This is a genomic window from Rhodococcus sp. NPDC006774, from assembly GCF_040636045.1.
Taxonomy (GTDB): domain Bacteria; phylum Actinomycetota; class Actinomycetes; order Mycobacteriales; family Mycobacteriaceae; genus Rhodococcoides.
Genome location: NZ_JBEYIW010000010.1, coordinates 161,125 through 175,988, shown reverse-complemented (window position 1 = coordinate 175,988; position 14,864 = coordinate 161,125). Strand labels below are relative to the sequence as shown.

The following is a 14,864-nucleotide window of genomic DNA, read 5'->3' as shown; positions in this document are numbered from 1 at the left end:
TCTCTTCCATGAACGAGTGTGGAATTTCTGGTGCTATCTTGTGGAATGTCTGTTTCCACCGCTAACGAAACAAGCGTGAAACACGCGGTGTGAACAATGCCGAGAGCAGTGCCAGTGGGCACCGCCGTGGTGCTCGATGGAAGGTGGTTGCGCGTGGGCGGTTATCTTGCGCGGAGGTTGCTGAACTACGTCGTCTTGCTGCTCATCGCGACGTTCCTCACCTACCTCCTGGCCTCGCTCACGTTCGATCCGCTGTCGAATCTCCTCAGCCGCAACCCGCCCCCATCGGACGCGGTGCTCGCAGCAAAGCGCGCGGCGCTGCACCTCGACGACAATCCGGTGTTGCGCTACCTGAAGTGGCTGTGGGCAGTACTGCACGGTGACTTCGGACAAACGGTCGCTGCAGGCTCGGTCAACGACGAACTGTGGCGACGTATCCTCGTATCGCTGCGGTTGGTGGTGCTCGGCACCGTCCTCGGCGCAGTGCTCGGTACGTCGATCGGTGCGTACGGAGCGGTTAGGCAGTACAAGATCTTCGATCATGTCGCCACGGTCGTGACGTTCATCCTCATCAGTACGCCGATCCTGGTACTTGCCCCGGTGCTCAAATACTTGGCGGTGCAGGTCAATCAGAGCACGGGCAGTCAGTTCTTCCAGTACACCGGCGAGACATCGACAACGCTCGCGCCAGGTTTGATGAACGAAATCGTCGACCGTGCACAGCATCTGCTGCTACCCACCGTCGTGCTGATGTTGTTCACCATCGGTGGCTACAGCCGCTACATGCGCAGTTCCATGCTCGACGAGCTGAACATGGACTACATCCGCACGGCCCGCGGCAAGGGGCTCACCCGCGGTCGCGCGATCTTCAAGCACGGCTTCCGAACCGCGTTGATCCCGATGGCGACGCTCTTCGCGTTCGGTATGGGTGCGGTGATCACCGGTGCGACGTTCACCGAGCGCGTGTTCGGGTGGTACGGCATGGGGGACTGGCTGATCTACGGCATCACCAGCCAGGACATCAACATCACGCTCGCGGTGTCGCTCTTCACCGCGCTCTCGGTGCTGGTCTCCGGAATGTTGACCGACATCTTCACTGCCGCACTGGATCCGCGCGTTCGCTACGCGGACTGACCCACCACTTCGATCGAGGAAAGGATCGGCGATGGCAACACCTGTGGTTCCCGAGATCACCGCCGTGGACGGTCCGGGCGAGACGACGGCTCCGATCACCAGGCGGCGGTTGGTGTTTCGTCGGTTCCTGCGGAACAGGCCTGCGCTGGTAGGCATCGTGGTGCTGGTGGTGATGTTCGTCGGCGCGTTCGTTCTCCCGCATTTCATTCCTTTCACCTACGAGGAACTCGACGCGTATGCGTTGAACTCTCCGCCGACCACGCGGCATTGGTTCGGCACCAACCAGATCGGCCAGGACGTCCTGGCGCAGACGCTGCGCGGCCTGCAGAAGTCCCTGATCATCGGCATGCTCGTCGCACTGATCTCCACGGTGCTCGCCGGAGTGGTCGGGGCGGTGGCGGGCTACTTCGGTGGCTGGACCGATCGCGCCCTGATGTGGGTGGCCGATGTGCTATTGGTGGTGCCGAGCTTCCTGGTCATCGCCATCTGCTCGCCGTTGTTCCGCGACAAGAGCTTCTTCATCCTGGTGCTGCTGCTCGCGGCGTTCGCGTGGATGATCACCTCCCGGATCATCCGAGCGATGACGCGGTCGCTGCGTGAGCGCGAATTCATCCGCGCCGCAAAGTACATGGGCGCAACACCGGCCAGTGTCATTGGCAAGCACGTGCTGCCGTCGATGGCCTCTATCCTGATCGTCGACGTTACTCTCAACGTGGGAATCGCCATCATCGGCGAGGCGTCCTTGAGCTACTTCGGCTTCGGTGTCCAGCGACCCGACGTCTCGCTCGGCACGCTGATCGCGGACGGTACCTCGTCCGCGTTGACGTATCCGTGGCTGTTCGCGTTCTGCTGTGGCGCATTGGTATTGATCGTGTTGGCTACCAACTTCGTCGGCGACGGTCTTCGCGACGCATTCGATCCGAACTCGACGAGGGGACAGGCACGTGGCTGAGATTGTGCCGGTGTTAAAGGTCAGCGGACTAGAGGTCAGCTTCCCGAGTGAGGAGGGGCGCGTCACCGCGGTCCGCGGTCTGGACTACCAGGTGGGTAAGGGCGAAGTGATGGCCATCGTCGGTGAATCCGGCTCGGGAAAGTCGGTGTCGTCCCTGGCAGTCATGGGGCTTCTTCCGCAGACCGCGCGGGTCACCGGATCCATCGAACTGAACGGCCGTCAACTGCTCGGCCTGTCCGACCGTGAGATGTCGCGTGAACGTGGGCGTTCGGTGGCGATGATCTCCCAGGATCCGTTGACGGCACTGACACCCATCTACCGCATCGGCGATCAGATCGCCGAGGCGATCTCCGTACACAATCCGTCACTGAGCAAGGCCAAGGTCCACGAGCGCACCCTGGAACTGCTCGATCTGGTCGGCATCGCAGATCCGAGGACACGGGCGAAGTCCTACCCGCACGAGTTCTCCGGTGGGATGCGTCAGCGCGTCGTCATCGCGATGGCCATCGCGAACGACCCCGATCTCATCATCGCCGACGAGCCCACGACAGCCCTCGACGTGACGATTCAGGCACAGATCCTCGATCTGCTCCGTACCGCCCGCGACGTCACCGGTGCCGCCGTCGTGTTCATCACCCATGACCTGGGAGTCGTTGCCGGCGTCGCTGATCGGGCGATGGTGATGTATGCAGGTCGCGCCGTCGAGACCGCGCCGGTGGACGAGCTGTATGCGAACCCGTCGATGCCGTACACCGTCGGCTTGCTCGGATCGGTTCCTCGCCCCGACCGGCCGGCCCAGGAGCGGCTCGTACCGATCGAAGGCACCCCGCCTGCGCTGGTGAACCTGCCGACGGGGTGCCCCTTCGGGCCTCGGTGCCCGTTGCACATCGACGCCTGTGACGCAGGTGAACCACCACTGGTCGAGGTCGAGGCGAACCACAGTGCGGCATGCATCCGCATCGAAGCGGCGACGGCCGAGTCCGTGGAGGCCGAGTTCGAGGGTGCCCCGCGGTCGGAGGCTCCGGCGGAACTGGTGGTGACCGTGTCGAAGGACGCTCCTGTGTTGTCGGTGACCGATCTGCACAAGAGCTACCCGATGTTCAAGGGATCCGTTCTGCGGCGTCGGGCCGGGAAAGTGCCTGCGGTGCAGGGGATCAGCTTCGACGTGCACGCCGGGTCCACGCTGGCTATTGTCGGCGAATCGGGCTGCGGCAAGTCCACGACCCTGCTCGAGATCATGGAATTCGTGAAGCCGCAGCAAGGTTCGATCCGGATCAACGGCGTCGAGCCGTACAGCCTGAGCCGAGCCGAGCAGCGACAGCTCCGCGCGCACATTCAGATCGTGTTCCAGGACCCGATGGGCTCGCTCGACCCGCGAATGCCGGTGGGGGAGATCATCGCCGAGCCTCTGAAGATCAACGGTGTCCCGGTCGACGAGCGCACCCGCCGCGTTCGGGAACTCATGGACACCGTCGGGATGCGTCCCGAACTCGCAGATCGGTATCCCACCCAGTTCTCCGGTGGCCAACGCCAACGCGTCGGTATTGCACGGGCGCTGGCGCTGAAGCCGTCGATCCTGGTTCTCGACGAGCCGGTATCTGCGTTGGATGTGTCGATCCAGGCGGGTGTACTGAACCTGCTGCAGGATCTTCAGGACGAGCTGGGTCTGGCGTATCTGTTCGTCTCGCACGACTTGTCGGTGGTTCGTCATCTCGCCGACGAGGTCGCGGTGATGCGCAACGGAGTGTTCGTGGAGAAGGGCCCGACGGCGCAGATCTTCGACGCACCCGAGGACCCCTACACCCGGGCGCTGTTGAAGGCCATTCCCATTCCCGATCCCGTGCTCCAACGAGCCCGGATCGCCGAGGCCGCAGCACTGGCCGACGCCATCTGACCCTGCAGGTTACGTGCACACTGAGAAAGGTGAATTGATGAGAGCCAAGCTATTTCGGGCGCTGGTCCCGATCGCGGTGGCCGTGACCACTGTGGGACTGGTGGCGGGCTGCAGCTCCGGCGATACCGGGCCCAACCCCGATGCCCCTGCGTCCTTCGAGAGCGGAGCGCAGATCAATCCGCATCCGATCAGCGATCTGCAGCAGGGCGGAAACATGAATTTCCCGCTCTCGCAGGTGCCGACCAACTACAACTACTACCAAATCGACGGCACCACAGTCGACGCTGCGCGGTACTACGCCGCGTTGATGCCTGCGGCGTTCAAGGCTGCTGCGGACGCAAGCCTCACGACGGCGACCGATTTCTTCACCGACATCACGGAGTCCGAGGTCGACGGCAAGCAGGTGATCACCTACAACATCAACCCCAAGGCCAAGTGGAGCAGCGGGAGGTCGCTGGACTACACCGACCTCGTGGCCACATGGACTGCGAACAGCGGCAAGGACCCGGCTTACGAGGCGTCCAGCACCGCGGGCTGGGACAAGGTGGAATCCGTTGTGCGCGGTGAGAACGACCAGCAGGTGACCTTGACGTTCGCCGAGAAGTTCGCAGATTGGCGCTCCCTGTTTTCGCCGCTGATGCCTGCGGAGTCCGTGAACAGTGTCGAGGCGTTCAACACCGGTTCGGTCGAGACCATGCCTGCCACTGCCGGCCCGTTCCGCATCCGCACGATCGAGCCCGGCGGCAAGCGCATTGTGGCCGAGCGCAACCCGGACTGGTGGGGTGAGAACCCAGCGGTGCTCGACACCATCACGTACCTGCCGCTGGATACGACGGCATCGATCGGTGCGTTGCAGAGTGGCGAGATCGACTACTTCGAATTGGGCAGCAGTGCGGACGCTTTCAAGGTTGCCCGCGGTATCCCGAATGTCGACCTGCGGCAGAGCCTGGGCCCGCAGTACCGGCACTTCGACTTCAACGGAGCCCCGGGACGCATCACCTCGGACAAGGCAGTGCGCGTGGCGTTGATGAAGGCGATCGATCGTGACTACCTGGCGACGTCACAGCTCGGTCAGATCACCTCGAGCCCGACTGTCCTGAACAACCACATCTACGTGGACGGGCAGAAGGGCTACCAGGCCAACAACGGCGACATCACCTTCGACCCCGAAAAGGCGAAGGCCGAACTCGACGCGGCCGGTTGGACGATGAACGGGGAGTTCCGATCCAAGGACGGTAAGCAGCTCGATCTGCAGGACATCATTCCGGCCGATACCCCGAATGCGACGCAGGAAGCGCAGATCATCCAGCAGAACCTCAAGGCCGTCGGTGCCAATCTCATCATCCAATCGGTGCCGTCGGACGACTTCTTCGAGAAGTACATTCTGGTCGGTGCGTTCGATGTCACGCACTTCACCTGGGAAGGAACGCCGTACTCCTCGAGCAGTGACGGTATTTTCCGCTTGACGCCCGGGAGTATGTTGCAGAACTACGGCCAGGTCGGTTCCGAGGAAATCAACGGACTGCTCGACACGGCTGCCGCCGAACTCGACGACGACGCACGAATCGCCGACTACAACAAGGCAGATGAAGCAATCTGGGCAGAGGGCCACAGCCTGACAATGTTCCAGCGGCCATCGACTTATGCCACGAAGTCCAATCTCGCCAACTTCGGAGCTCCAGGATTCGGCGATCTCGACTACTCGAAGGTCGGGTTCCTGAAATAGCTCACGGTCTCGGATATCCGGTCGGTGCCGCGGCAATCACTCTGGTTGTCGCGGCATCGACCGTTGTCGTCATTGCCCCACTGAGCGTGTTTGTTGGCCTCATCGTGCTGGTCTGGACAGGGTGGTCGGTGGGGTGCGCCCTCCTGTCCGGGCAATCAGCCCGGACGGCGGCCTCGCGAACGACTGTGCGGCGAGTGCGGTTTCAACACCGTATGCGTTCTCTCGGATACCTGGAGGTGAACGAGAACGGCGGGCGGGCCTGGTACCCCGTCTACTTTCACACCGGGCTGCTGGCGATCGTCCCCGATGCCGATGCCCGCATGAGCAAGTCGATCCTCGGCCGCCGAGCCTTTGTCGTGGAACCGGGGATTCTCGCGGTGCCGTCGGGTCGACGTCGTACGTCGTTGCCTCCCGGCGCACCTCTCGATGCTCCGCGCCTCAACGATTCCGATCTGCGCACGCGCAGCAACAGATTCGGCTCGCTACGCCGCCGAATACTGCTCGACGCCCCCGCCGCGGTCGCCGGCCCGTTCATCGGTCTGCTGTGGCTGGTCGTCGACGGAGGCGGATTCGCCGAGTTCGTCGCCGTCGCACTCCTTGCTGCGGTCACCGCCCTCTGGTGGTCGGCGATCGGCGGCAGCGACCCCAGCTGAGCAATTGGGGCGACGCGTGTTCGTAACTGCCGAGAAACACCTCCGGTCTAGGTTCGAGATTCGGACAATTCAGGAGGCATCATGGCGCGATCGATGGCGGAGCAGGCAGCGGAGACGATCAGCAAGGGGATCGGACGTCGCGGATTCATCCAAGCGGTCGCCGCGCTGGGCGCGGGTGTCGGAATCGCCGGAACGGCAGCGTGTTCGACGTCGTCGACGAGCACCGCCGCCGCGAGTTCGTCGGCGCCGGCACCCACCGCTACCGGCATTCTTCAGCCCGGCGCAGGCGACATCTCCGGCGATCACTACCTGAGTTCCGAAGTCGACAAGGTTCTGTGGGGGTACGTCCCGACGGTCGAGTCCGAATCGGTGTTGCAGATGAAGTCCGGCGAGACGGTGACCATCGATGCGCTCAGCCACGAGGGAATTCTCGAAGACCAGGGCCGCGATCCCGTCGAGTTCTTCGGCGGCAAAGGCGTATCGGAATCCGATGTGCTGCAGGATGCCATCGACATCGCCGGCGGGTACGACCGGACGGTCCGCAACTTCGACGTCGACGGACCGCACGTGGTGACGGGTCCGGTGTTCGTCGAAGGGGCGCAGCGTGGCGACGTGCTCAAGATCGAGACGCTCGAGGCGATTCCCCGCGTCCCCTACGGCGTGGTGTCGAGTCGGCACGGCAAGGGTTCCCTGGCGGTGACCGCGTCCGGTGAGGCACCTGCGGGCATCGGCCTGGACGAGGTGATGCCACCGGTCGGCAGCGACGGCAGGCCGTCGGGTGATCCGACGCAGTACGGCAATGTCTCCACATTCACTGCCGTCGAGGACGGGCAGGGAGTGATGCGTTACGGCGATGCGGCCGTGCGCTTTCCGCTGCGTCCGTTCATGGGCATGATGGGCGTGGCGTTCGCCAGCGACCCGGGTCTGACCTCGCCCAACGCGAATTCGATTCCGCCGACGCTCGGCGGCGGCAACATCGATGTCGGTCTGCTCGGTGTCGGATCGACGTTCTACCTCCCGGTGTTCGCGGAGGGTGCGTTGTTCTACGTCGGCGATCCGCACATGGCGATGGGCGACGGGGAGGTGGCGCTCACCGCGATGGAAGGTTCTCTGCGTGGCACCTTCCGCCTCACCGTCTGCAAGGCGGGCAGCGGTGATGCCCCGTCCGTCGCGTACTCGTATCCCTTTGCCGAGAACGAGGACTCGTGGATTCCGATCGGCCTGTCCGACCCGGACGGTGCCGTCGGCGGCCAGAGTTCGGACCTGAACGCTGCCATGCGTCGCGCCGTGGTCAACGCGCTCGACTTCCTCGAGACGGACCTCGGCATGGACCGGGCGACGGCGTACGCGTATCTCTCGGCGGCCGCGAACTTCACCGTGTCGCAGGTGGTCGACAAGACGGTCGGCGTGCACGGTCAGATCTCCAAGGCGCACTTCGACCGGTAAGAGTGCGCCTTCGGCGCAGTGGTGCGGGTAAGTGCCTCAGGGGCACCTGACCACGCCACTGTGCGTAGTGCACTTCAGCGGTGTGCGGTCGCGACGAAGTGGCGGGTGGCGGCGTCGACTATTTCCGTGGGGGAGATGTCGATCTCGCCGTTCAACCACGCGATGACCAGTTCGGCGAGTCCGCCGATGAACAGCAGTCCGTTGATTTCGGATTGTGGTTGCGGCCAGGCCTGTTCGCCGAACAGCTCGCGTGATTGCTCGGCGACCAGATGGGCGAACGCGCGCATGGACTTTCGTCGGTAGTCTCGCAGTGAGTCGACGGCGAGCGACTCGATCATCGCGACGCGGCCCTTGCGTCGGTCGTCGGTGAGTACGCCGACGAACGCGGCGATGGCGTTGCGCACCTGTTCCTCGACGGTGGGGGCGGGGGAGTGCAGTGCCTCCAGAGCAGCGGCCCGAATCTCGTCGGATACCGACTCCACCACCTTCTCGAGCAAGTCCTCTTTGCCGGTGAAGTTCTGGTAGAAGTAGCGCTCGGTCAGCTTCGCCTCGGCGCAGATCGCGGTCATGGTCGTGTTCAAGGCGCCGGCCGTCGAGAACACTTCGAGTCCGGCTTCGAGCAACCGTGCGCGACGGTCGGCGGTGCGATCGTCGGCGCTCATGCCGTTGTAGCGGCGCGTCGTGGAAGCCATGGGTAGATCTTGACAGAGGGAGCAAGTGTGACGCAGACTACATTCCATCTGACAGGACGCTCTGTCAGATTGATGGAGGTCGACAATGGCACGCGCTCTGGCTGCTCCACCTGCAGGTTCGGCACTTCAACCGGTGTTCGGCGACGGCGGTATGCCCGTCGTGGGCCACACCCTGGAGTACATCCGAGACCCCCTGAAACTGCTCGGGAGTCGGTGGGAGAAGTACGGCGAGGTGTCGTGGCTGACGATGGCCGGCCAGAAGTGGATCACCGTTCTCGGACCGGACGCATGCCAGGAGGTGTTGCAGAACGCCGACAAGGCGTTCGCGAACGGAGACGGCTGGTCGCTGCTGATCGGCCCGTTCTTTCACGGCGGGTTGATGCTGCTCGATTCCGACGAGCATCTCAAGCACCGACGAATCATGCAGCAGGCCTTCACGAGGGATCGACTCACCAAGTCCGTCGAGGCGTTGAACCCGGTCACCACAACCGGTTTGGACGCATGGCAGGGCGGGCGCGACGTCCAGGTCTACCCGGCGCTCAAGGCGTTGACGCTCGAGGTGGCGACGAGCATCTTCATGGGCGGGGCCGAGGGCAGCACCGAAGCCGAGATTGCCGAGCTCAATTCGAGTTTCGTGGCGTGCGTCCAGGCGGCGACCTCGATCGTGCGGTATCGAGTTCCGGGAACCCGGTGGAAGCGGGGTCTCGACGGCCGCGCCATGCTCGAGCAGTTCTTCCGGCGCTACCTACCGGCGCGGCGCGCCACCGAGACCGACGACTTGTTCTCGGTCCTCTGCCACATCGAGGGGAACGACGGCGAGCGCTTCTCCGACGACGAAGTGATAGACCACATGATCTTCCTGCTGATGGCCGCCCACGACACGTCGACGATCACGCTGTCGACGATGATGCAGTATCTCGGGCAACATCCGCAGTGGCAGGACAAGTGCCGTGCGGAATCCGAGGCGCTGGGCACCGATTCACCGACGCTCGCGCAACTCGACGAACTGCACAGCGTCGACCTGGTGATGAAGGAATGCCTACGGCTGGTCTCGCCCACTCCGGTGGTCGCGCGCCGAGCCGTCAAGGACACCGAGGTGCAGGGAAAGTTCGTCCCCGCGGGGACGTATGCGTCGGTCGCTCCGCACTTCACGCACCACATGGACCAGTACTGGCCCGACCCCGAGACGTTCGACCCCGGCCGCTTCGCCGACGACCGTCGCGAGGACAAAGTGCACCGCTACGCGTGGGAGCCGTTCGGCGGTGGCGTGCACAAGTGCATCGGCATGTTCTTCGCAGGCGCGGAGATCAAGACCATCATGCATCATCTGCTGCTGCGGTTCGACTGGTCGGTCGACCCGGATTACGTTGCGCCGCTGAACTTCACGTCGCTGCCCTTCCCGGAGGACGGGCAGCCCGTGCAGCTACGGAAGCGGTAGGTCTAGCCGGCGCGGTCGGTGAGCCAGCCGATGATGTTCGCGGTGACCTCGTCCCGGTTGGTCTCGTTGAGGATCTCGTGGCGGGCCCCGGGGTAGAGGGTGACGGTGACGTCGCTCATCCCGGCCTCGCGGTACCGGGCAGCGAGGGTCTCGATCAGCTGTCCGCCGCCGGCAAGAGGGTCGTCGGTTCCCGAGGTGATGAGCAGCGGTAGGTCGGAGCGGATCTGCTCGAGGTTGTGCGGGTCGGCCAGCTTGTCGGCCTCACCGAACAACGCGGGGACCGTCGACTCCGGAAGATCGAAGCCGCACAGAGGATCGGCGACGTAGGCGTCCACTTCGGCCTCGTCGCGGGTGAGCCATTCGTAACCGGTGCGGTGCTCGAAGGCGGCGTTGAACACACTCAGGTCACCGGCGGGGGCGTCGGCCATCCCGGCCGCGAGGATGTCCAGCGTCGTCGATCCCGACAACACCACACCCTCGTACAGGTCGGATCGTTCGATCAGAACATGCTGCGCGGCAAACGAACCCATCGAATGGGCGAACAGGAACAGTGGCAGGTCCGGATACTCGTTCAACAGCGATTCGCCCAACTGCTCGATGTCGGCCCACAAACCCGCGAACGCGGCGGCACCGAAATCGCCAGGGGTGTCGACGATCGACTCTCCGTGGCCGCGATGATCGGATGCGACGACATGAAATCCGGCGTCGTTCAAGGCGGCGGCGAACCGGGCGTAGCGGCTGCCGTGCTCGGCGAGACCGTGTGCGATCTGCACGACGCCGCGAGCCGGATCGGCCGAGGTGGTCCAGGTGTAGGTGCTGATCTCGATGTCGTCCTGCTTGGATACGAACGACGAAGCGTTGGCCACGAAAATCTCCTCGAAACGGCGACGGGAACGAGACTCGAACCTATCTCCTAGGCGTTCCCCATCGGGTCGAAATGCGAGACGACGGGGAACGGCTCGTAGAAGTGATGCAGCAGCGTCTTCCACTCCTGGTACTCGTCGGACTGCCTGAAGCCCTCGGTGTGGTTTTCGAGTCGTTCCCATTCCACCAGCAGCAGATAGACATGCGGCTGCTCGATGCCCCGCGACAGCGTCAGATTCACGAACCCCGGCATCGAGGAGATGATCGATGTCGCGGCGGCGAAGGCGGCCTCGAACTCGTCGGTTCGGTGGGGGATGACGTGCAGCAGGGCATGTTCGACGATCATCGGGACAGTATGCCCATGACCGACAACAGCTCCCCGGGCACCGTGCCCGGGGAGCTGTTGGAAGAGACGGTCTACTTCGCGGAGACGCGCACGAGTTTCTTGTTCACGAACTCGTCCATGCCCCACGGTCCCAGTTCGCGGCCGACGCCGGAGCGCTTGACTCCGCCGAACGGCAGGCCGGGCAGGGTGGTGCCGTGCTCGTTGACGAAAGCCATGCCGACCTCGAGCTGCTCGGCCACGTCGCGAGCCTTGTCCAGGTCGGCGCTCCACACCGAGCCGCTCAGTCCGTATGCCGAGGAGTTCGCCAGTTCGATTGCCTGCTGCGGGCTTTCGACCTTGTAGATCACCGCTGCCGGTCCGAACAGCTCTTCGCTGTACGCACGCATGTCCGGGGTGACGTCGGTGAGCAGCGTCGGCTGCACAAATGCACCCGGCCCGTCGATCTTCTTGCCACCGGTGAGCAGTGTTGCGCCCTTGGCGACGGCGTCGTCGATCTGCTCGATCAACGTGTCGGCGGCGGTCTGCGACGACAGCGGGCCGAGGGTGGTGTTCGCGTCCAACGGATCACCGGTCTGCACTGCCTCGAACGATGCGGTGAGCTTGGTGACGAAGTCGTCGTAGAACTCCTCGGCGACGAGGATGCGCTTGGCGGCGTTGCAGGCCTGGCCCGCGTTGGACAGCCGCGCCCGGGTTGCGGATTCGACCGTGGCGTCCATGTCGTCGGAGTCGAGCATGATGAACACGTCCGAGCCGCCGAGCTCGAGCACGACCTTCTTGAGGTTGCGTCCCGCGGTTTCGGCGACGGAGGTGCCGGCCCGCTCACTGCCGGTGAGCGAGACACCCTGCACGCGTGGGTCGGCGATCATGTCGGCGATCTGATCGTTGGTCGCGAAGATGTTGATGTACGCGTCCTGGGGGAGCCCGGCCTGCTGGAAGATCTCCTCCATCAGCAGAGCCGACTGCGGGCAGTTCGGTGCGTGCTTGAGCAGAATCGTGTTGCCCACCATCAGGTTCGGGCCGGCGAAGCGGGCCACCTGGTAGTACGGGAAGTTCCACGGCATGACGCCGACGAGGGCGCCCACCGGCTTGCGCTGCAGCACAGTGTCTTCCGCGCCGGGCACGTCGAGCGTCTCGTCCTCGAGCAGTGCGGGGCCGTTGTCGGCGTAGTAGCGGTAGATGTTGGACGACAGCTCAACCTCGCCCTGGGATTCGGTGAGCGGCTTGCCCATTTCGAGCGAGATGGTTCGGGCCAGTTCGTCGGAACGCTCGGTGTAGAGGTCGGCGACCTTGTGCAAGATTTCGGCACGGTGCTTCGGTGAGGCCTTGCGCCACGTCTGGAAACCGGCGTGTGCGTCGGTCAGTGCGCGCTCGACGCCGGCCGCGTCGAGAGTCTCGAATTCCTTGACAGTTGTGCCGTCGGCAGGATTGACAGTTTTGTAGGTCGTCATGATCTGTTCAACGGTCGGGGAGGGGCCCGTTGTTCCTATTCGGGCAAAACGGATGCTCCGACGGTGGTCAGGAAGGGGTCCGATTCCCGCCGTCGCGGTGACGCGCCCGGTACTCCATGGGCGTGCAATCGAATTGACGGCGGAATGTACGCGTCAGATGCGAACTGTCGTAGAAGCCCCACCGGGCAGCGATCTCGCCCAGAGTGACCGCGGGATCGGCAGTGAGGATGTCTCGTATCGCGCCGTTCATGCGTTCGTGGCGCACGCATTCGGAGAAGGTGGTGCCGGCCGCGTTCAGTAGGCGGTGCATCGTGCGGGTCGAGATCATCGCCTCGCGCGCTGCGGCGTCGGCGCTGACGCGGCCGGACGGTAGGGCGGTGCGGATGTAGTGGCGCAGCATCATTCGGGTGGCGTTGTCGCGTGTCTCCGAATCGCGGGTGGTCGTCGTCGATCCGGCAACCGCGGTCAGCACGTCGACGAACGATCGATCGAGTGTCGCGAGCGCGCGGGGGTCGAGTGTCGAGCTCTCCTTCCACAGGACCGACATCATCGATCCCACCAGTGCACCCGCACCCGTCGTGGTGTCGATGCTGGTGCCCGTCACCGCGTCGGGATTCCACAGCTCCCGCGGGATTCGGAACGAGAGCACTTTCCACATCTCTCTGCTGTCGGTCTCGCGGTACTCCATCTGGTACGGGCGGGTGGTGTCGAACACGGTGATCGAACCAGGCGTGATCAGCGAGCGGCGTTCGTCCTGCTCCGCGAGGCAGGTTCCTTCCAACTGGAGATTGACGAACACTGCGTCGAGCGGCGCGCGCGTGACTTCGCGCCGACCGTGCTTGAGGACCTGGGTGACCGAGGAGATCTCGGCGCAGTTGACCACCGCCAGTTCCTGAGAGTCGACCCAACCCGGGACGCCGTCGGGAACGGAGCTGCGATCTCGTTGCGAGCGGCCTCGATGGGGAGCCAACGGAGTGAAGGCCTCGCACACCACGTCACCCCAGTAGCTCACCTGCTCCTGGGGACTCAGCCCGGACGTGGACCAGTACGGCACGATGGCCCTCCTCCCGTGGTGTCGGCGTTTCCACTGGAACCGACGATAGATCGCCTGATCGACAGCTGTATTTCCCCGGCGTAACAACCTCGACCGTGGCGGTCGTCGCGCGTCAGGCCGTTCTGCGGTACGTCGATTCGGAGTGGGCTGCCCTGGTGTGCAGCATCGGCAGGACCTCGTCGAGGAGGCAGCGTTCGAGTTCGACGCGATGAGTGTCGAGCAGGGGAACGATCGTCACCCCGTCTGCGACGTGTGCTGCCGCAATGTCGGCGATGAGTCCGGCCAGACCCGACGGTGTGCCGATGTAACAGACGGTCCTGGGGGCGTGGACTCGTGCGTCGGCCAGTTCCGTGCGCGCTGTTCTCGCGTCGTGCGCTACGTGAACCGCGACGTCGAGAACGACCGACGGCGCATCTGTCCGGTGCCCACGGTCGTTGTGCGCCGCACGCAGGCGGGCTCGTGCGAGCTGGGCCGTGGCGAGATCGTCCTCCCGGATGTGAACGGTCTCGGCGACCGGTGGGTCGGTCAGCCACCGAGGATCCGACTGTTCGGTCGGTGTGAGAGACAGTGCGACAACCATATTCGTGGTGAGCATGAAGGGTCCGTTCGCGTCGAGGTCAGTGAGTGGGTTCGGGTGGGGTCAGGGACCGGAGGGTGGATCCGTGCCATACGAGGGGCTCGGTGCTCGGATCGCTGCCCATGCGGTGCACCTGCATCACCACGACGTCGTGGTCGCCGGCTCGAACTTCGCTGTGAATGCTGCACTCGAGGTGCGCTGCGGCACCGCCGATGAAGTGCGCTTCGGTCTCGGAGGTGAACGAGTCGATCCCGTCGAATCGGTCTCCGGACTTCGAGGACAGCTGACCGATCGAGGATCGGTGTAGTCCACTGAGCACCGATACCCCGATTCGCGGCGCGCTGCGCAGCGTGGGCCAAGTGGTCGACGTGTGTTGCACGGCGAACAGCACGAGGGGCGGGTCGGCGGAGATCCCGACCTGAAAGGAAGACGCCACGAGACCGACCGGCACGTCGTCGATGACGGCCGACAACATGACGATGCCCGACGGGAACAGTGCGAATGTCTTGCGAAGCAGGCTCGTGTCGTCGGGGACGTCGACGAGCGTGAGTGAGGGTGGTGTTGCCATCCGGGTCATGTGTGACCGCCGTTCTTCGGTGCTGGGGGTGGTCGAGCGGGGGGATGGCCGCCGAGTGCGGCC

General features: G+C 64.2%; 14 protein-coding genes. 7 read left to right on the top strand and 7 right to left on the bottom strand.

Going from position 1 to position 14,864, the window contains the following annotated elements:
* Positions 1-153 precede the first annotated feature (153 nt).
* From ABZ677_RS17110 to ABZ677_RS17085, 6 genes are all read left to right on the top strand, one after another.
* Positions 154-1,134, top strand: a complete 981-nt coding sequence (locus ABZ677_RS17110; protein ID WP_358371386.1) for an ABC transporter permease — start codon at positions 154-156, stop codon at positions 1,132-1,134.
* A gap of 31 nt (positions 1,135-1,165) precedes the next feature.
* Complete coding sequence (locus ABZ677_RS17105; RefSeq protein WP_358371383.1) at positions 1,166-2,086, top strand: ABC transporter permease; 921 nt, start codon at positions 1,166-1,168, stop codon at positions 2,084-2,086.
* Positions 2,079-3,980 (top strand): ABC transporter ATP-binding protein, encoded by a 1,902-nt coding sequence (locus tag ABZ677_RS17100; protein WP_358371380.1) that lies wholly within the window; start codon positions 2,079-2,081, stop codon positions 3,978-3,980. The genes ABZ677_RS17105 and ABZ677_RS17100 overlap by 8 nt, the downstream gene beginning before the upstream one ends.
* A 37-nt stretch (positions 3,981-4,017) precedes the next feature.
* A complete protein-coding gene (locus ABZ677_RS17095; protein ID WP_358371378.1) occupies positions 4,018-5,706 on the top strand; it encodes an ABC transporter family substrate-binding protein in 1,689 nt (562 codons plus the stop codon).
* A 212-nt stretch (positions 5,707-5,918) separates the two neighbouring features.
* Entirely contained in the window at positions 5,919-6,359 is a 441-nt protein-coding gene (locus ABZ677_RS17090) for a hypothetical protein (protein ID WP_358371375.1), read from the top strand.
* 81 nt (positions 6,360-6,440) lie between these two features.
* Positions 6,441-7,805, top strand: a complete 1,365-nt coding sequence (locus ABZ677_RS17085; protein WP_358371372.1) for an acetamidase/formamidase family protein — start codon at positions 6,441-6,443, stop codon at positions 7,803-7,805.
* Positions 7,806-7,879: 74 nt separating this feature from the next.
* Here ABZ677_RS17085 and ABZ677_RS17080 read toward each other — a convergent pair whose 3' ends face one another.
* Positions 7,880-8,497 (bottom strand): TetR/AcrR family transcriptional regulator, encoded by a 618-nt coding sequence (locus tag ABZ677_RS17080; RefSeq protein WP_358371370.1) that lies wholly within the window; start codon positions 8,495-8,497, stop codon positions 7,880-7,882.
* 85 nt (positions 8,498-8,582) lie between these two features.
* On the opposite strand from ABZ677_RS17080, the gene ABZ677_RS17075 reads away from it, so the two are divergent.
* Complete coding sequence (locus ABZ677_RS17075) at positions 8,583-9,935, top strand: cytochrome P450 (RefSeq protein WP_358371367.1); 1,353 nt, start codon at positions 8,583-8,585, stop codon at positions 9,933-9,935.
* 2 nt (positions 9,936-9,937) lie between these two features.
* Here ABZ677_RS17075 and ABZ677_RS17070 read toward each other — a convergent pair whose 3' ends face one another.
* From ABZ677_RS17070 to ABZ677_RS17045, 6 genes are all read right to left on the bottom strand, one after another.
* Positions 9,938-10,801 carry an alpha/beta hydrolase gene (locus ABZ677_RS17070; RefSeq protein ID WP_094741455.1) on the bottom strand — a complete coding sequence of 288 codons (864 nt, stop codon included), beginning with the start codon at positions 10,799-10,801 and terminating at the stop codon, positions 9,938-9,940.
* 47 nt (positions 10,802-10,848) lie between these two features.
* Positions 10,849-11,145, bottom strand: a complete 297-nt coding sequence (locus ABZ677_RS17065) for an antibiotic biosynthesis monooxygenase (protein WP_358371364.1) — start codon at positions 11,143-11,145, stop codon at positions 10,849-10,851.
* Between the two features lie 71 nt (positions 11,146-11,216).
* Complete coding sequence (locus tag ABZ677_RS17060) at positions 11,217-12,593, bottom strand: NAD-dependent succinate-semialdehyde dehydrogenase (protein ID WP_037190791.1); 1,377 nt, start codon at positions 12,591-12,593, stop codon at positions 11,217-11,219.
* A 67-nt stretch (positions 12,594-12,660) separates the two neighbouring features.
* On the bottom strand, positions 12,661-13,647 hold the full coding sequence (locus tag ABZ677_RS17055; protein WP_358371360.1) for a helix-turn-helix domain-containing protein: 987 nt from the start codon (positions 13,645-13,647) through the stop codon (positions 12,661-12,663).
* A gap of 112 nt (positions 13,648-13,759) precedes the next feature.
* Positions 13,760-14,242, bottom strand: coding sequence for a hypothetical protein (locus tag ABZ677_RS17050; RefSeq protein WP_358371357.1), 483 nt, complete (start codon positions 14,240-14,242; stop codon positions 13,760-13,762).
* A 22-nt stretch (positions 14,243-14,264) separates the two neighbouring features.
* Positions 14,265-14,792, bottom strand: a complete 528-nt coding sequence (locus ABZ677_RS17045) for a flavin reductase family protein (RefSeq protein WP_358371355.1) — start codon at positions 14,790-14,792, stop codon at positions 14,265-14,267.
* Between the last annotated feature and the right edge of the window lie 72 nt (positions 14,793-14,864).